16 protein-coding genes are annotated in these 17,102 nt (G+C 55.6%); 11 read left to right on the plus strand and 5 right to left on the minus strand.

Features of this window, described 5'->3' with window-relative positions:
• Positions 1-306: 306 nt before the first annotated feature.
• Positions 307-1,500: a stalk domain-containing protein gene (locus AC0LWM_RS22185; RefSeq protein WP_474677339.1), complete on the minus strand. Its 1,194-nt coding sequence runs from the start codon at positions 1,498-1,500 to the stop codon at positions 307-309.
• A gap of 381 nt (positions 1,501-1,881) precedes the next feature.
• Here AC0LWM_RS22185 and AC0LWM_RS22190 point away from each other — a divergent pair, with 381 nt between their 5' ends.
• From AC0LWM_RS22190 to AC0LWM_RS22220, 7 genes are all read left to right on the plus strand, one after another.
• A complete protein-coding gene (locus tag AC0LWM_RS22190; RefSeq protein WP_474677182.1) occupies positions 1,882-2,205 on the plus strand; it encodes a 4a-hydroxytetrahydrobiopterin dehydratase in 324 nt (107 codons plus the stop codon).
• A 3-nt stretch (positions 2,206-2,208) separates the two neighbouring features.
• Positions 2,209-2,748, plus strand: coding sequence for a DNA-deoxyinosine glycosylase (locus AC0LWM_RS22195; RefSeq protein ID WP_474677183.1), 540 nt, complete (start codon positions 2,209-2,211; stop codon positions 2,746-2,748).
• A 139-nt stretch (positions 2,749-2,887) separates the two neighbouring features.
• Positions 2,888-4,843, plus strand: a complete 1,956-nt coding sequence (locus AC0LWM_RS22200; protein ID WP_474677184.1) for an ABC1 kinase family protein — start codon at positions 2,888-2,890, stop codon at positions 4,841-4,843.
• Between the two features lie 198 nt (positions 4,844-5,041).
• The gene (locus tag AC0LWM_RS22205) at positions 5,042-6,496 is read left to right on the plus strand and encodes a S8 family peptidase (protein WP_474677185.1); all 1,455 of its coding nucleotides are present in this window, start codon (positions 5,042-5,044) and stop codon (positions 6,494-6,496) included.
• A 293-nt stretch (positions 6,497-6,789) separates the two neighbouring features.
• Positions 6,790-7,335 carry an ADP-heptose synthase gene (locus AC0LWM_RS22210; RefSeq protein WP_474677186.1) on the plus strand — a complete coding sequence of 182 codons (546 nt, stop codon included), beginning with the start codon at positions 6,790-6,792 and terminating at the stop codon, positions 7,333-7,335.
• The gene (locus AC0LWM_RS22215) at positions 7,323-7,985 is read left to right on the plus strand and encodes a serine/threonine protein kinase (RefSeq protein WP_474677187.1); all 663 of its coding nucleotides are present in this window, start codon (positions 7,323-7,325) and stop codon (positions 7,983-7,985) included. Before AC0LWM_RS22210 ends, AC0LWM_RS22215 begins: the two co-directional genes overlap by 13 nt.
• Positions 7,986-8,162: 177 nt before the next feature.
• Positions 8,163-9,323 carry a hypothetical protein gene (locus AC0LWM_RS22220; protein WP_474677188.1) on the plus strand — a complete coding sequence of 387 codons (1,161 nt, stop codon included), beginning with the start codon at positions 8,163-8,165 and terminating at the stop codon, positions 9,321-9,323.
• 73 nt (positions 9,324-9,396) lie between these two features.
• On the opposite strand, the gene AC0LWM_RS22225 is transcribed toward AC0LWM_RS22220, so the two are convergent.
• The 3 genes from AC0LWM_RS22225 to AC0LWM_RS22235 all read right to left on the minus strand — a co-directional run bounded on the left by AC0LWM_RS22225 (position 9,397) and on the right by AC0LWM_RS22235 (position 12,078).
• Positions 9,397-10,434 (minus strand): hypothetical protein, encoded by a 1,038-nt coding sequence (locus AC0LWM_RS22225; RefSeq protein ID WP_474677189.1) that lies wholly within the window; start codon positions 10,432-10,434, stop codon positions 9,397-9,399.
• Positions 10,435-10,527: 93 nt separating this feature from the next.
• Complete coding sequence (locus AC0LWM_RS22230) at positions 10,528-11,265, minus strand: DUF4328 domain-containing protein (RefSeq protein WP_474677190.1); 738 nt, start codon at positions 11,263-11,265, stop codon at positions 10,528-10,530.
• A gap of 27 nt (positions 11,266-11,292) precedes the next feature.
• Positions 11,293-12,078, minus strand: coding sequence for a hypothetical protein (locus AC0LWM_RS22235; protein ID WP_474677191.1), 786 nt, complete (start codon positions 12,076-12,078; stop codon positions 11,293-11,295).
• 144 nt (positions 12,079-12,222) lie between these two features.
• Between AC0LWM_RS22235 and AC0LWM_RS22240 the strand changes: the two genes are divergently transcribed.
• The 3 genes from AC0LWM_RS22240 (at position 12,223) to AC0LWM_RS22250 (ending at position 14,948) form a co-directional block, all read left to right on the plus strand.
• Positions 12,223-12,939 (plus strand): hypothetical protein, encoded by a 717-nt coding sequence (locus AC0LWM_RS22240; protein ID WP_474677192.1) that lies wholly within the window; start codon positions 12,223-12,225, stop codon positions 12,937-12,939.
• A gap of 141 nt (positions 12,940-13,080) precedes the next feature.
• A complete protein-coding gene (locus AC0LWM_RS22245; protein ID WP_474677193.1) occupies positions 13,081-13,911 on the plus strand; it encodes a DNA-primase RepB domain-containing protein in 831 nt (276 codons plus the stop codon).
• Positions 13,912-14,273: 362 nt separating this feature from the next.
• Complete coding sequence (locus tag AC0LWM_RS22250) at positions 14,274-14,948, plus strand: class I SAM-dependent methyltransferase (protein WP_474677194.1); 675 nt, start codon at positions 14,274-14,276, stop codon at positions 14,946-14,948.
• Positions 14,949-14,998: 50 nt separating this feature from the next.
• On the opposite strand, the gene AC0LWM_RS22255 is transcribed toward AC0LWM_RS22250, so the two are convergent.
• Positions 14,999-15,460 (minus strand): GNAT family N-acetyltransferase, encoded by a 462-nt coding sequence (locus AC0LWM_RS22255; RefSeq protein WP_474677195.1) that lies wholly within the window; start codon positions 15,458-15,460, stop codon positions 14,999-15,001.
• Positions 15,461-15,615: 155 nt separating this feature from the next.
• Here AC0LWM_RS22255 and AC0LWM_RS22260 point away from each other — a divergent pair, with 155 nt between their 5' ends.
• Entirely contained in the window at positions 15,616-17,019 is a 1,404-nt protein-coding gene (locus AC0LWM_RS22260) for an aminotransferase-like domain-containing protein (RefSeq protein WP_474677196.1), read from the plus strand.
• Positions 17,020-17,102: the final 83 nt, after the last annotated feature.

The raw sequence follows: 17,102 nt of genomic DNA on the forward strand, positions 1-17,102 counted from the left end.
TCCTCCTCTGAATGGGTCTCGACAACTACATTCTAAACGAGGATTCTGCCTATGGCTCCCCCTTTTTTAGAGAACCTAGCATTTTACACAATTATATAGACTCAACTCCCTCGTATCATGTTCGGCTTGAAAGAACTGCACTATTGCATTTATTTGGTTTGAGACCGGGTGCTCTAGTGCAACTATGGCATGGTGGCACGGCTCGCAAAGCTGATTTAATCGTACCTCGCGCAGCTTGCCAGCCAGCTCGAACGAATGCAAGGCCCGGCCGCCGCTGGAGCCGAGCGGCTCGCCGCGAGGTGCAGGTCAAGCCCGCAGCGGCAGCACGCTGCGCTGGATTTGCTCAGCCGCGGGCTGGCCGATGAGGCCGAGACGCCAGATGGCGATGCCTTTCAGGTCGTAGCGCTTGGCGAGCCCGATTTTGCCGACGACCGATTGCGCGTTTTCGCTGCCCATCGAGATGCCGAGCACGAGCTTGCTTTTCGCCGTTTGCTTCAGCGCCAGCTTGATCGCCTGATCGACGCGGTTCAGCGGCTCCGGCTGCTTCTCGCCTTCATAGGCATACGCCATGATGATGAGCTCGTCGGCGATCGTGCCGAGCGTTTTATAATCGTAGCCTTGGTAGGAGCTGTTGAGCGCGTGCAGCACAAGCGCCAGCTTCAAGCCTTTCGCATGAGCCGATTCTGCCAGCAGCCGGACGAATTCAGTGTAGCTTTGCTGCGCTTTTTTCTTGTCGCCGGTTAGGCCGAGTCCTTCAAAATCAAGCGTGATACCGGCAAAATGCTTGTCCGTCGCCAATTGCATAATGTCGTTCAACGCTTGATCCCGCAGCGTTTCATCTTCCAGCATTTTCGTCAACTCGCCTTTGCCGTCTAAGGCAAAAACCATCAGATAAGGTGCTGTGCCGTCGCTTTGCGCTTCTGCGACAATCGATTCGGGCGTAATGTCGCCCGCAGGCTTCGGCCACCCGTGCTGCTTCTCTTTCGTGGTCAGCTTACTGTCCTCGCCGATTCTCGACCAGCCGAAGGAGACCGTATCGAATCGCTCGATCAGAGATCTTTCGTCAAAGGACGAGAGGGCGTAAAACCCCATGCTGTACATGCGCTCCGTCGGCGACTTGATCGTCACCGTTGAGGTCGTGCCGTCCCAGGCGACCTGCGCGCCGAACTGCCGGCTGAAGAAGCTGAGCGGAATAAGCGTGCTGCCGTTTCGCTCCATCGGTTTCATCGGAAGCTGCACGGCCTCTCCGTTTACCTTGGCGACGGGATTGTTCAATTGCAGCAGGACGGTCTTTTTTCCTTGATCGGTTGTTTTTACCGCCGTGATCGTTTTCGTCTTCGGTTCCCACTGCACCGTAATGCGCAGCGCCTCGGCGATGGCCCGGAACGGCACCATCGTGTTGCCCTGCACGATTTGCGGTTCGACAGGGAACGCGAGCGGATACCCGTCGAGCAGGATGGTGGTCTGGCGTTCCGCGGCCGTGCCGACGGATGTGAACATCGTAAGAATGACAAATATGCTAGAACATAGAATCGATAAAATGCGAGTAAACGACTTGAGCGATTTGTGATTTCTTTCTACCAAAATGATTGCCTCCTCTCATTCTACTACTTGTTAATAATATAAAATTTATAAGTTTTCAGCAGGCAACGCAAGGACCTAAATTCGAATTGGCGATAAAAGCTTCATCTTACGCAGGGTCATTCATCGTAGAGAAGGCTCCGAATGATAGCTTCTCTTCTGCCGACTCAAGAGGTTGAGAGTGCAGCCGAAGCGGATAGAGACCGAGATATTGGCGAACATTGCCATAGGTTCCGCCGATTGTTATATTGAGAGCATAAGAGAATAACAGAATATAGATTTCGAAGGAGGCTTCTCTCCATGGACGGACAAAATATCAAGTTAAGCGAAGACGAAATCGAACGTTATCTCGCCTTGCCGGAGGCGGAGGGTTGGAAGCGGGAGGACGGCAAATGGATCGTCCGCAAATACCGTTTTGCCTCGTTTCCGGAGGCGATCGCGTTCGTGAACGAAGTGGCGGACATCGCCGAGCGGCTCAATCACCACCCGTTTATCGCGATTGACTATAAGCTGGTGACGCTGCGAATCACGTCTTGGCATGCGGGCGGGTTGACGGCGCTTGATTTTACCGCCGTTGCGGCATTTAACCGTACTTTCAACGGTGCGGCCGAAGGGGAAGGCTGAGGGATGTTATCTTCTTTTCCGCCGATTGCGGACCCGAATTCCAGGCTGCTAATTCTAGGCACGATGCCGGGCGAGCAGTCGCTTCGGCTGGGGCAATATTACGGCAACCCGCGTAATCACTTCTGGCGGCTCATCTATACGTTGTTCGGCGAACGGGAGGGAGATCGTCACGAGAGTGGCAGTGGCAACATCGGTCAGATGCCGCACGCGGAGTATGCCGAGTATGCCGAGCGGATCGACTTTGTTCGGCGGCACGGCGTCGCCTTATGGGACGTGCTCGCTTCCTGCGAGCGAGAAGGCAGCCTGGACAGCCGCATCCGGCAGGAGCAGGCGAACGACTTCGCCGCGTTTTTCGCCGCGCATCCGCAGATCCGGCATGTCTTCTTCAACGGGGCTGCGGCTGAGAAGCTGTTCCTAAGGCATGCCGCATCCAGCGTGAGCGGACTGCCGCTCACATTTCACCGGCTGCCGTCGTCCAGCCCGGCGCTCACGGTACCGTTCGAGCAGAAGCTGGCCGCATGGAAAGCGATCCGCGAAGTATAGTCTGCCGGACACCCTCGAAGCATGCGGTTCCATGCGGTCCGCCCGCCGTCAGGGAGCGCCAAGCTGCTCGCTAGAAGGCGCGATTATCGAATGATGTGCGGCACGCGATACAATGATTTTTTTGGGGCGAGGTGAGCGGATGTACTTTCAATTGATTTTATTGGCCATTATCATGACGATCATCAGCGGAAGGCTGATCGGCACGAAAATCAGCTTCGGCAAACAAGTCATGGCATCGGTCTTCAGCGTCATCATCACGACGGTTGTGTACTGGTACACCTTTTTGCGCGATCATCCGTCGGACGAGTTCGGGATGGACGGCGTTATTTGGCTGATCAGCATGGTCGTCGTGTCGATGCTCTTCTACCTGATGTTCGAGATGTTCGATCCGGTAAAGCTGGGACAGCGGGGCGATCGGCTCACGGACAAGCGCAACCCGTTCTCGCGAATGGCGGCTTGGGGCAGAAGGCAAAGACGGTACATGCAGGTGTTCTTCACCGCCGTACGGTACGGGGTAGGCAAACATTTGACGGTCAGAAGAACGCCGGAATCCGACCGCAAGCTTGCCGTTGCACTAAGAAAGACGCTGGAGCGGTGCGGCGGGTTGTTCATCAAATTCGGGCAAGTGCTGTCGACGCGTTCCGACTTGCTGCCGGAGCCGATCATTGAACAGTTGTCCCACCTTCAAGAGAACGTAACCCGCCTGACCGACGAGCAGGTGGAGGCGATATTGGCCCGGGAGCTGCCCAAACCGAAGGAAGACCTATTCCGCTCCTTTGATATGCAGCCGCTTGCTGCGGCTTCCATCGGGCAAGTGCATCGGGCCGTGCTGAAGGACGGCAACCGGGAGGTTGTCGTTAAGCTTCAGCGTCCGGACATCTCGGCGAATATTATGCGGGATATGGATATTCTGGTACGTTTCGCGACGTGGGCTTCCGAGAAATCGGACTGGGCCCGGAACATCGGTCTGCTGGAGCTGGCCAAAGGTTTCGCCGCCGCAATGAAGGAAGAGATCGATTTCCGGATCGAGGCTCGCAATTTCGCCCAAGTGACGGCATCGCTCGAGCATAGCCGAACGAAGGTGAAAATTCCGAAGGTGTACCAGGAACTGAGCAGCTCCAGATTGCTCGTCATCGAATATTTGGACGGAGTCAGCGTCAAGAAAGGCGCCGCGCTGCTTCGCGAACTGAACATCGACCGGCAGGAAGTGCAGCGCCAGCTGTTCGACTGCGTGCTGGAGCAAATCTTCTTCAAAGGGATTTTCCATGCCGATCCGCATCCGGGTAACGTATACATCCTGAGGGACGGGACGCCCGCCTTGCTGGACTTCGGTTCGGTTGGCAGGCTTGGGGCGCTGCAGCAGGATGCGCTCAAACGTCTGCTGGTCGGCTTTGAACGCAAGAGCAGCTACCTCATCATGGATGCGCTGCTCCAGCTGACCCAGCCAAGGCAAGAGCTCGACAAAGAAGCGCTGGAGCAGGCGATCAGCCAATTGCTGATACAGACCTCATATGCTTCTTCCGGAGGCGGATCGGAAGCGTTCGTCCAAAACCTGTTCGGCGTTATTGCCGATTTCGAGCTGTCGTTTTTCCCGATGGTCGCCGGCGCTTTCCGCTCGCTCATTACGCTGGAAGGCACGATGCTGCAGTTGAATCCTGAGTTTGATCTGATGGAGGAAGCCAGACGGTTCGCGCAAAAATACGCCGCCGACTTTATGAATGCCGGCAGCGTGACCGATTTGAAGCAAACGGCGACGAACGAGCTGATCTCCATGCTGCCGGTGATACGCCGGCTCCCGAGAAGGCTCGACAACATCGGGTCGATGCTGGAAAAAGGCGATTTTACGATGAAGGTCGGCTTTTTCTCGGACAAAGAAAATGCTTCGTTCATCTCCCGCATGATGGCGCAAATTTTGCTGACGCTGATCGGAATGGCTTTTGGCGGCATTGCCATCGGGCTTTTGAGTTTGGCTGGCGGTTCGCCCGCCGGCGCAGGTCGCTACTACGAAATGTTCGGGTACGTCAGTCTGCTCATCAGCGCCGTTCTGCTCATCCGGGTGGCGATCCATGCGGTCAGGAGTCTGAAGAAAAACTAGGAAAAACGTTTATTCGCGGCGCGCATGCATCGCCTTCTCGCCGAACTTTTCGAACGCTTCAATTGGGTCGACAAGTCCCAGCAAAAATAGAACGCTTTCACTCCCGCCCTTCGACAAACTTTTGTGAACGGATTTGCTAGGATAGAGATACTAGACTGCTAGTTTCATAGCAGATCTTGAAATCAATGGGGGGACCTTATGAAAAAGCTATTCGCGCTACTGCTCGCAATTGTACTTGCATTCAGTATTGTACCTGCCGTTTCCGCGCAAGGAAACAACGGAAGCTACGGAGGCAACGGAAGCTATACCGTGTCGGTTCTGTTCCATGACAATGCCATTCCGAACAGCTTCGCAAGCGAGGTAGCCAAGGCCGGCGGACAAATCGTGTATACCGTGCCGCAAATCGGTTTTGCGCAGGTGCGGGGCGACAGCGGCGTTCTGTCGCGGATGAAACGGATTTCCAACGTAAGCGCCGTTAACCCGTCCGCCTCCTGGAAGATCCCCGAGTTCAAAAAGCTTGCGGTCCCGCTGCCCGCAGCCACGGCCGGCACAAGCAGCGCCGCATTGTGGGATCTGCAATGGGATATGAAGCGCATTACCGGTGACGGAGCGAGCTACAAGCTCGGCACAGGCTCCCACCGCGTCGTCGTAGGGATCGTCGACACCGGAATCGACCGCGATCACCCGGATTTGGCGCGCAACCTGATGCCGGGCTCCAAAAATTTCGTCCCGGCGGGCGGCTATAAAGGAACGGAGCCGTACGAGAGCGGCAGCATGGCGGCGTTCGATGACCTGGAAGGCCACGGCAGCCATGTCGCAGGCTCGATCGCCGGAAACGGCGCGATTTTGGGCGTGGCGCCCGACACGGGCATTCGCTCCTATCGCGTGTTCGGCAAATCGTATGCCGAGTCGGCGTGGATTTTTGCGGCGATGATTGCGGCGGCCGACGATGGCGTCGACATTCTGTCGATGAGCCTCGGCGGTTATGACGTGCTTGGCAAAATTTATTATACCGACCCGCAAACCGGCGTAAAAACACAGCTCGACAACGATATTGCCGATTTTCTCGCGTACAAGCGGGCGGTCAAATACGTCACGAACCACGGAACGCTGCTTGTCGCTTCGGCGGGCAATGAAGCTTTGAACGCGGCGAATCCGCGTGAGGTTACCCGTTACTTGAACGAAACGTATGCCCAAGACGGACTCTCTTTCGTTGGAGCGAGCATTCAGGTGCCGGGCTCGCTGCCGGGTATCGTCACCGTATCGGCAACCGGCCCAGGGGACCAGTTCGCGGAATATTCGAACTACGGCCCAGGTTTTATCGACATTGCCGCGGTCGGTGGCGATACCAGGCTATACAGCCAATATGAAAGAGAGGGCCGTTTAGGGGAATATATCGCGAATAAGCTGTATGCGGGAGAGTTTTGCCTCAGCACAAGCGAATCCGGCGGTTATTATTACAGCGTCGGCACCTCGATGTCGGCACCGAAAGTATCCGGCGTCGCCGCGCTGCTCGTTGCCAAGTACGGCAAAATGGATCCAAACAAGCTGGCGAACCTGCTATACCGCCAAGCGACGGACCCTGCTTCGGGGAGGGATTCCGACTTGTTCGGCCGCGGCCATTTGAACGCCGTGAAAGCATTGTCGAGATAATTTTGGAGCGGATTGAGCATTTTGATTTGATCTAGAGTCCATCGCAACCGCCGGGGGAAACTCCGGCGGTTTTATTTTATACCTATCCGTCTATTCTTAAAAATAATTAATAGATAGCCTGCTATTCATCCAATCAAATGCGAACTAAGAGACTATACTAATAGAAAAATCTTCACCGGCCTGGAGTTGATGATTTGGCAGCTTAGAGGTAGGAGTCTGCTCGGACCTGTTATAAAATTATGATATAATGTGTAAAAAGATAGTACAGAGTCAAAGGAAGGGAAATCTACGCGATGGAACGTCGATTTGTGATCGAAGCTATACTTATTGCAGCTTACGGGCATTTAATGCAGCCGAGCCGGCCTGTCGAATATATTATTCCGTATTCTACACTGATGGAATTATACGAAATGCTGGATAGCAAGGAGCCGGTCATGCAGCAGATCGAAGACGATGCGCATGTACGGCAGAAGATGGCGGAGCTGATCGCCTTCTTCGAAGAGCCGTTCAATAAGAAGAAGGTCGAGCGCGCGCTTCAGGCGCCATGGCGCAAAAGCCCGCCGCTGCCTGTAAGCGATACCGTGACGTTTACGATCGTCAACGCTGCCGACAACGCGCAGTACGGGGAATTGTTCGATCCGATCGAAACGGAGCTGATTTTGGCGGCGTTCAATGAGAAAGTGCCGCTCATGACGGATCAGTTCGAAATGCTCGATAAAATCATCGATAACGAGGTGCCGATCGAGGCTTACGATGTCGAAGATTTCGAATTTGCCGTAGAGGACGGTTTATCGGTCGAAGCGTGGTCCGACGAAGGGCGGCGCCCGTGGAACAACTGATACGCGCCGTGGAGGGCGGGCTTCTGCCGCAGCTGCTGCTGCATAGCCGCCATCCTCACGAGCCGGTAAGCGTCCTTCACGTTCCGGAGCCGTGGCAGCTGCTCGGCGCCGGCAACTACGCCGCCGTCGTATGCCACCCGGAGCATCCGGAGCTTGCCGTGAAGGTGTATGCGCCCGGACGCCACGGTCTCGAGCAAGAAGCGGAAGTTTATCGTAAGCTGGGCGAACACCCGGCTTATTCGGCGTGTTATTATGCCGACAAGGGCAAATCGTATTTGATTCTGAAGCGGCTGCACGGAAATACGATGTACGACTGCCTGCGTCTTGGCATTCGCATTCCCGAGCAAGTGATACGCGATATTGACGATGCGCTGCGATATGCGCAAGAACGGGGATTATTTCCGCAGGACATGCACGGCAAAAATATTATGGTCGCTGGCGGGCGGGGCAAAGTGATCGACGTCTCCGACTTCCTGCAGCAGGAAGCGTGTTCCATGTGGTCGGATATGAAAAAAGCGTATTACAGGCTGTACGTGCCGTTATTGTCCCGCTGGCCGGTGCCTCTGCCGGATTTCGCCGTCAATTGGATCCGCAAAGGGTATAGGCTCTGGCGCAGACGCAAGCTACCGGTGCGGACAAGCCGCAGCTAGATCCGGAGACCGAACCGGCCAATCGCCCGGAACCGGCTTCCGCGACACGGGCATTCGCGGAATTATATTTGCGGCACCCGGGCAGGAGCCCATAATCGCTGGGTGTTTATCACATATATTGGTGTTGAGCTCGCGTAGGCGATGGTAAACACTAAACATCAGGAAGGACGATATGTGATGACAGCGCAGCAACAATGGGAAATAAGCGGGGATCCGCTAGACCAGCCGAATCCCTATGAAAGGCCGGTAGGTCCAGGCGCTATCGGTGCCCCCGGTTTCCAGCCGGGCAGTATCGGCACTCCAGGTTTTCCGGGTCCGGGCGGTCTGGGCATACCCGGCTCCCCCGGTACGCACGGCTTTCCCGGCACGCACGGCTTTCCCGGCACACCCGGCTTTCCCGGTACGCCTAGCTTCCCTGGCACGCCTGGCTTCCCTGGCACGCCTGGCTTCCCTGGCACGCCTGGCTTCCCTGGCACGCCTGGCTTCCCCGGCATGCCCGGCTTTCCGGGCACATCCGGCTTTCCCGGCACGCCCGGCTTCCCCGGCACATCTGGCTTCCCCGGCACGCTTGGCTTCCCCGGCACGCTTGGCTTCCCCGGCACGCTTGGCTTCCCCGGCACGCTTGGCTTCCCCGGCACGCTTGGCTTCCCCGGCACGCTTGGCTTCCCCGGCACGCTTGGCTTCCCCGGCACGCTTGGCTTCCCCGGCACGCTTGGCTTCCCCGGCACGCTTGGCTTCCCCGGCACGCTTGGCTTCCCCGGCACGCTTGGCTTCCCCGGCACGCTTGGCTTCCCCGGCACGCTTGGCTTCCCCGGCACGCTTGGCTTCCCCGGCACGCCTGGCTTCCCTGGCACGCCCGGCTTCCCTGGCATGCCCGGCTTCCCCGGTACGTCCGGCTTCCCTGGCACGCCCGGCTTCCCTGGCATGCCCGGCTTCCCCGGTATGCCTGGCGTAACCGGCACGCCGGGTAGACCATGGCATCCAGGCGGTGGCCCAGGGTTTCCTTTTGATCCGCCGGCACCTCCAGGACCTCCAGGAACTCCGCCGCCACCACCCCCAGGACCTCCTGGAGGAGGCGGACAATCCGGTCCGCCGGCAGGACCGCCTCCCGCGTTTACGCCGCAGCAGCCGCAAGCCGGGCTGTATGCCGTTGACCCTGGTGCCATAGCCGGCTGCCTTTACCGGTATGTGTACATCTGGCAGCGAAACGGGCAGCAGTACTGGGCTTACCTTACTTTCGTCGGACGAAACTCGATTGCGGGCTACCGCTGGACCGGACTGTTCTGGGTGTACTTCGGTCTTGATCTGAAGCAGATCAACCAGTTTCATTGCTATTGATCGGGTTGCGTCTTTCGCACAAATAACAATCGCTCGCCTTTGGCCGAAACGGCTTGAGGCGAGCGATTTTCATTTATTGCCGGCGATTCTGCTCCATGCGGTTTTGCATAACGGTTTCGACTTCTATTTGGAAAGCCGAGGCTTGGTCTAGTTTCAAATAAATATGGCTGACCGTTTTGCGAATGCCGAACATACCGGCCGTTGCAACGGGCCGATGGCAGCGAATGAGCACGTTGGGCGCTTCGAAAACGGGTGTTACGGCACCATCCTGCTCTTCTTTGGACAGCGTATATTCGCGGGACACGTCAACCGAATCGATGTCGTCGATATGGATATCGGCTCGGATGCGCAGCCCGTATCGTATGCGAACCGTTTCCTTGCCTACGAGCACCGGGTTCAGCCTCATGGCGCGGTAATCGGCGATCAGCAGCGAGAGCAGGTACACATCGCCTGAAGTCAGCATCCACGCGGCAAGATGCGACCATTGGGAAATAAGGAAATGCAGGCCGATGCTTTCGAGCACGATGATTTTGCCGACGATCAGGAGCGTGGAAGGCCAGATGGAATTCGTATGATACGTAAAAGCGGCGGTGCCCTCACGCTCATATCTCCGCGTTTTCCAGGAGGCGTAAGCGTAGTACAAGATCGTCAGCTCGTTTGCGGCGTAAGCGGCAAGCTTCCCTCCGCCGAATGCTGCGGAAGTCGATTTCAGCAGCGAATCGGCGACGTGGCCCGATTGTTCGGTCAGCGTCGCGCGGTATTGCCGCCTCCAGTTTCGCAGCTGCAGCAGCCCGTATACGATTAGCGCGGCTTCGAACGGAACGAGCGCATATCCGAACCATTTCAGGGCGGGCGGAGAACCCGGAATGAGCAGCATGGCGGCCAAATAACCAAGAATGACGAACGGCAGCGCCGCCGCGAGCTTTCGGTTCGAATTACGCAGAACGAACAAGTAATACAAGAAAGGAACAAAGAGCATGAAATCGAGGGTTATGCCGATACTGAGCCAATTCGGCGATTCGTTAAAGTCGCTTGAACGCAATAAAGCGACATCGAACGAAACGATAAACAGCCCGGCAAGAACAAAATAAAGAAGTCGGTTTTTGTGCAATTGTACGATCGCAAACGCCTCCTTGGCAGGAACGCCAGTTAGTTCCCGTTTTACGTTCAGTATAGCGCGACTGGAAGCGCCGTACGTACGGCATCATGGTAGTTTTTGTGAATTCTCCGCTCCATCGGGCGGGGGAGCATGCCCCACTGCCGCTTCCGGCTCTGCGGCGAGCGTCGCTTCAAGCCACCGCAGCCTTTCCTGCGCTTGCTCGGCCGCGAGCTTCAAGCCTTGGCTTGCCCCATAGTACAGGATCAAAAAAACGGCATATTTGCCGGCGTCCAGTACCGACAATGCCAGCAAGCTGGAGAAAGGCGCGTCATCCTGCCGCTGCACCCAGCGGGAGAGCAGGCTCGTTCCGAACAGCGTAATGAACAGCAGCGGGTTGACCGCAACCAAACGTGCGCCGATTCGGCCGAGACGAATGTCGCTCTTGGACGGCTGCGCTTCCTTCACCGGAATGCCCGGCCGCTCATGGCGGTACGTTTGTCCGACGATGTGGAAGGTTCGGGCGACGCCGAAAAAATTCCAAAACGGAACGATAAACGAAGCAAGCACGATGCCCGGCGATCTCGTTAAAGACGGGTAGAGGGCGTTCAGATCCATGTGCAGGCGGTAGAGCCACACGAGGAAAACAATAGCCGTCAAAATATACAGTACATAATTGCAAATGCTCAAGAACCCGTCAATCGGATACAAATTATCGATGTACCATGCCGTGGCTGCTCCGAATACCGACGTCGAGCCGATGTCGTACACGGACAACGCCAACCCGGGCCATAACAACAGACGAAGCAGTTTGCCCACCGTTTCCGATTTCAGCTTCGCATCCATACAATGCCTCCTTATTCATCTTCTTCTTCACCTGAACGACTTGCGCAAGTATTCGAGCGCCTCGTCCAGAGTGCCGACAGGAACGACCTTTAACTGGAGCCGCTCTTCCCGTGCAACCTGTTCCGCTTCTTCTTGGTTGCTTAATACCCCGTATCCGAACCGATCCTTGTCCTTCGGAACGAAGAACAGCTCGGCCCCGCCTTTTTCCGCCGTAAGCAGCTTGTCGCGGATCGAGCCGACGGTCCGGTCGGCATTCAGCGTCCCGGTACCGGCGATGACGGTTTCGCCTCCGTTCGAGAAGTCGATGCCCTCGGACTCCTCGGCCAAACCGATGGCTAGCATTAGGCCAAGCGAATCGCCGTAATATCGGGAGGCTTGCTCCGAGATCCGCCGCACCTTACGTTCCAGCTCGTCATTGTCTTCCTCGTTGGGGCTTTCCGCCGCCGCAGTCTGCTCCGCGGACTCCAGCGCATGGCGGATCGTTTCGTTCCGCTCGGTTTCCCCGGCTTCCGCGAGCGCTTCGTATTCATCCGCGATTTCCGGTTCCGCCGGATCGAAACGAATGTCTCCCTTCAGCGCGTGGCGGAGCGACCACAGCTCGAATCGGTTGCGTGCATAACCTTCCCGCACATAGGTGAAATAGACGCTTCCCTCGACGCCGACCTCGCGTACGGGAACGATTTCGCCGAGAGCCGAGAAGCGGGTATAGCTCGGCATATACAAATAAGCCGCGATGCCGATCGGGATGGCGAACAGAATGGCGGCCCATATGATTTCTTTGCGGAGTCTAAGCTGATTCAGCATACGCATCATGCAAACATCACCTAATCGTACGAATTCGCTGCCGCGGAGAGAAACTCCTCTTTTTGGCGAAAATAGGAAAGGTGCGGCGGTGCGGAAGCGAGCAACAAAACGTTCGGTGCCGTCGTCAGATGGAGTAACAAGGAGGGATTCGACATGGTGAAGGATCGGACGAAAGGACGCCAATGGAAAAAATCCGGCACAGGCGTACGCGGTATCGCAATAGCCGCGGCGCTGACAGTGCTTATGACGACAGGGCTGACGGGGTGCGCGGGTACCAAGTCGGCGGGCCAAGGGGAAGCTGCGACGAATGTTCCCGGCAATACGTCCGCCGAACCGACTCCGACGAAATCCGTAAGCAAGGAGGAGAAGCAGAAGGCGGCGAAAGCTACGGCGGATCGGATTTTACAAGCGATCAAGTCCAAAGATATGAAGCAATTAGCCGCTTATGCCGATTCGAAGACGGGCGTACGCTTTTCGCCATACGGCACGATCGATACGAAGCACGATCTCGTGTTTTCGGCCGAACGGCTGCAGAAACTGACCGAAGGAGATGAGACGTACGTCTGGGGGAGCTACGACGGCTCGGGCGAACCGATCAAGCTGACTTTCGACCAATATTACGGGAAGTTCGTATACGATCATGATTTCGCTAAAGCGCCCAAGGTCGGGATCAATACGATCGTAGGCACAGGCAACTCGCTGAACAATATTGCGGAGGCGTACCCAGGCAGTATATTCGTGGAATATCACTTTCCCGGTTTCGACAAGAAATACGAAGGGATGGATTGGGCGAGCCTGCGGCTTGTGCTTATTGAAGCGAAGGATGGATGGAAGCTAGTCGGGATCGTACACGACCAATGGACGATCTAATCGGCGGAAGCGGTGCCGCATGAGCCAACAAGACTTCGTTGTTCAGGGCACACGAGGGCGAATGTACCGTCGCCATTACGTTAAAGGCGAATATAGTAGTACGATGATATTCGAAATTGACGTATTGGAGCGTGGTATCCGTTGGTTGGCAATCGGAAAAGCGCGTTGCGCCGAAACCTGCAGCAGCGGTCCATCCAATTTCACAGATTTCTGCGCAAGCTCCGCTATAAACCGGATGAAACGATATGGTTCTGCCTTGTCCACGAAGCAAATCGGCTCGCCCAGCACGGTATAGTGGATGCGCCATCCTATAAGTGTTACAAGAGACTTCGGGCGATTGAAAAGCGCGTGAATTTCATCAAACTCCGGACAAACGAGAAGGAAACGATCCACCTCAAATCAAAAAACAGGCAAGGGTATGCAATCCACGTTGTCGTGAACGCCGGAGGCGATACGGACGAAGAAATCCGGAAGGTCCGAGCGCATTTTATCAATATTGATTTGAATAAGCTCGTGGAATTCGCCGAGTCAGAAGAACGGCTATGGCAAAAGGCGAAGGAATTGGAGCGCGTTAGCGGGGAGAAGTTCGAATCCGCGGTTGTGCAGCAGTATCGGGGCGGCGAATACCAGCTGGTTGCGATACGTTCGGAACGCTGGGTGCGCAAGATGAAGCAAGCGTTCCGGATCAAATATTGCCGGCTGCTCCAAGGCGCCATGATCGTCGAGACGCATAGCGGCTTCCATTTGTATTGGCCGATCGCGGGAGGCGATCCGGCGAAATTCACGGACATCCAGCGGGCGCTTGTCCGTAAATTCGGCGGCGATCCCGTCATTGCCAATTTGTCGCGCGTCATGCGGGTGCCCGGCTTTTATCATGTGAAGGACCCTCGCAAGCCCTTTATGACCCGGGTCCTTCAGTGGGGACGGGCGAAAGCATTCACTCAGGATGAATTGTTGAATATGATCCAATGAGCAGCAGCCGAGAAGGCTGCTTTTTGTTTGCGCACATCTCTAGAAGCTGAGCACATCCCTCTTTTTTTGGAAAAAATATCTCTACAAGCTTCCTAAAATATGGTACACTGAGGATGCTCTTAATTTGTAGAAGATTCGCGATAGATCGAGGAAAACGAAGAATATCTACGTTTTCGTACGTTTATGTAACATCTCATGGCAAATTACGCTACGATAAGAGGGGTAAAGTTCCGATTATAACAATAATTGTGCTATGATCATATAAGCTGCAACAAAATGGAAGTGCATGACGTTACTATAAATATCAGCTAGAGTTCGGGCGTAAGTTGTAGAGGAATATATTCAGTGCGAGGTGAGATAAGATGAACGATATGGAAACCGTCCGTCGAGATTTCGACAAAATAGCCGCTTTAGAGGACGTCCGTTGGGATCATAACGCACATTACCACCCTTACCTGCTCCGCAACGTGCCGGACCGCTCCAGTGCGGTTCTGGAAGTCGGCTGCGGCAAAGGCGATTTCTCCAAGCTGCTGGAAGCCAAGTCGAGACAGGTGATTGCGGTCGATTTATCGCAGGCCATGGTCCGCAAGGCGATGGACAAGTACGGTTCGTCCCGGACCATTCATTTTGTCGCCGCGGATATTATGGATTTGCCGCTCGAGCAGAATACGTTGGATTGCATCGTGTCGATTGCCGTATTGCATCATTTGGATATGGATGAAATATTGCCCCGTCTGAAGCGAGCGCTGAAGCCCGGCGGCGTTTTGATCATTATGGATTTGTACAAGCAGAAGAAGCTGTCCGAATATGCGATGAATATCGTGGCCGCCCCGCTGCATTGGATGCATTCCTTGTCCAAGAACGGAACGTTGCGCCCATCGAAGGAATCGATCGACGCGTGGAATGAGCATGGCGGACGCGACGAATATATGACTACGGCCCAATTAAAGGAAATCTACGCCAAGCATTTCAAGGGATTTCAGTTCAGAACGCATCTGTTCTGGAGATATTCGATGATATGGGAGAAGTGGAACTAAGCCTCCCGGCGACCGATCCGTCTGGCCGCACAGGAACATACGTATCGAGATCAATCCCCTACGATATACCCGCTTTTGCCTTGATCCGACTCTTCCCATGCTTCCGGAGCTTCCTGCCTGCGAAGCATGTTTTCATGCCGCTTAAAACCGAATTGCTCATACAACCCATGCGCGTCGCGCGTCCCAAGACCGAAGGTCCGCACCTGAACGGAAGGATGCCTCAGCACGCAGTCGACCACCCATTTGCCAAGCCCTTGGCCGCGATAGTCCGGATGAATGATAACATCGCATAACCAAGCAAAGGTGGCATGATCCGTGATGACCCGTGCGAACCCGATTTGCTCTTGGCCGCGAAACAGTCCGAAGCATAAGGAATGCTGCATGGCAAGTTCCAGTACATGCCGCGGCCGGTCGCCCGCCCAGTAACTGGCCGACAGCATCGCGTAGATTGCATTCGTATCCATTCTCGATAAGTCGTCGCTTATGAAAAAGTCCCTTTGTGTCCACTCCATTACGCAAACCCTCCTTGTTGTTTTTGTTCTGTACCCTTATAATCGGAGTATAAACGATTGCTTTGCGGGCGTACATGTTAAAATTTGAAATCTGTACAGGTACAGATTAAGCGGTGTATTCAGCTAGCGGCAAAGATAAGGGGTTACAGTAAGCAATGTTGAGAGCGATGAAGTACTCGGAATTGATCGCCGAGCTTAAAGCGGAGATGGATGGCGGCCGCCGCGCGCCGGGTTCCAAGCTGCCGTCCATTCGCATCATGTCGGAACAGTACGGCTGCAGCAAGAATACGGTGATCCGCGCTTATGACGAGCTGGAGAAGGAGCATCTCATATACGCCGTTCCGAAGAGCGGCTATTTTGTCGTTGGCGGGTTGACGCAAGAGAAGCGGGGTGCGGGTAGCGAAGACGAGGGCGTGTTCGATTTTGTGTCGGCGACGCCCAGCGCGGACTCGATGCCGTACCAGGAGTATCAAATTTGCCTTAATCAGGCCATCGAACGGTATAGGACGGAACTGTTCGCGTATACCCATCGACAAGGGCTGCCGCTGCTGCGCCAGCAAATTTCCAAGCATCTGCAGAAGCTTCAGGTGTTCGCCGATCCGGACAGCTTGTTCGTCGTATCGGGCTCGCAGCAGGCGTTGTTTCTGCTTGCAGGAATGAGTTTTCCTAACGGGAAAAACAATATTTTGCTGGAGCAGCCGACGTATTTCGGCATGCTGGATTCAGCGGAGCTGCATCAGGTGACGACGCTTGGCATCGAACGCGACGCAAACGGCATCGATTTCGACAATCTGGAAAATGCATTCCGCAACAACGGAATCAAGTTTTTCTATACGGTGCCGCGCTTCCACAATCCGCTCGGGTACAGCTACAGCAACGAGGATAAGAAAAAAATCGTCAAGCTGGCGCAGCAATACGACGTGTACATCGTCGAGGACGATTATCTGGGCGATTTGGAGACGGACGGCAAAAGTGACCCGTTATACGCCTATGATACGTCCGATCGCGTGATTTATTTGAAGAGCTTCTCCAAGTCGTTGATGCCGGGAATGCGTCTTGGCGTGGCGGTCGTGCCGAAGCTGATGCAAGGGACGTTTCTGCGCCACAAGGCGTGTGCGGACCTTACGAGCGGGGCGTTGTCGCAAGGGGCGCTGGAAATTTATTTGTCCAGCGGCCTGTTTGACGTACATGTGGAGCGGATGAAGAAGCTGTATCGCTCGAAGATGCAGAAGGCTCTGGCGGCGTGCAGCACGTTCATGCCGCAGGGCGTGACGTATACGACGCCGGAAACGGGGTTCTTCATCACCGTGGAGCTGCCGCCGGAAGTCAAGGCGGAACGGATCGTGCAGCTGCTGAAGCAGGACGGCATCGGGGTGGCGAATGCGGACCGGATGTTCCTGCCGGAATATCGTCATGAGCATATGCTAAGGTTAAGCATTGCCTCCGTGGAGGAGGAGCGGATCGCCCCGGGGATCGAACGAATTGCGAGGCGGATTGCCGAATGCATGAAGATGCGTTCGCGGGGGGCGCTCGCGCAGGAGCTGTTTCCGCTTGTGTAGCGGGGGATAAGGCTTGACGGGCAGGCGGAAGGGCGTCTGGGAAGACAGGGGAAGACGCTGCGTTCGCAGGTATGGCAACGGAG

The sequence above is a fragment of the Paenibacillus sp. sgz302148 genome (assembly GCF_056120465.1).

Excerpts from the sequence above, each read along its gene's own strand:
- AC0LWM_RS22205 (WP_474677185.1), top strand. The coding sequence starts at position 5,042 with ATGAAAAAGCTATTCGCGCTACTGCTCGCAATTGTACTTGCATTCAGT.
- AC0LWM_RS22190 (WP_474677182.1), top strand. The coding sequence starts at position 1,882 with ATGGACGGACAAAATATCAAGTTAAGCGAAGACGAAATCGAACGTTAT.
- AC0LWM_RS22210 (WP_474677186.1), top strand. The coding sequence starts at position 6,790 with ATGGAACGTCGATTTGTGATCGAAGCTATACTTATTGCAGCTTACGGG.
- AC0LWM_RS22220 (WP_474677188.1), top strand. The coding sequence starts at position 8,163 with ATGACAGCGCAGCAACAATGGGAAATAAGCGGGGATCCGCTAGACCAG.
- AC0LWM_RS22255 (WP_474677195.1), bottom strand. The coding sequence starts at position 15,460 with ATGGAGTGGACACAAAGGGACTTTTTCATAAGCGACGACTTATCGAGA.
- AC0LWM_RS22230 (WP_474677190.1), bottom strand. The coding sequence starts at position 11,265 with ATGGATGCGAAGCTGAAATCGGAAACGGTGGGCAAACTGCTTCGTCTG.
- AC0LWM_RS22250 (WP_474677194.1), top strand. The coding sequence starts at position 14,274 with ATGAACGATATGGAAACCGTCCGTCGAGATTTCGACAAAATAGCCGCT.
- AC0LWM_RS22240 (WP_474677192.1), top strand. The coding sequence starts at position 12,223 with ATGGTGAAGGATCGGACGAAAGGACGCCAATGGAAAAAATCCGGCACA.
- AC0LWM_RS22195 (WP_474677183.1), top strand. The coding sequence starts at position 2,209 with ATGTTATCTTCTTTTCCGCCGATTGCGGACCCGAATTCCAGGCTGCTA.
- AC0LWM_RS22200 (WP_474677184.1), top strand. The coding sequence starts at position 2,888 with ATGTACTTTCAATTGATTTTATTGGCCATTATCATGACGATCATCAGC.
- AC0LWM_RS22260 (WP_474677196.1), top strand. The coding sequence starts at position 15,616 with ATGTTGAGAGCGATGAAGTACTCGGAATTGATCGCCGAGCTTAAAGCG.
- AC0LWM_RS22185 (WP_474677339.1), bottom strand. The coding sequence starts at position 1,500 with ATGTTCACATCCGTCGGCACGGCCGCGGAACGCCAGACCACCATCCTG.
- AC0LWM_RS22235 (WP_474677191.1), bottom strand. The coding sequence starts at position 12,078 with ATGATGCGTATGCTGAATCAGCTTAGACTCCGCAAAGAAATCATATGG.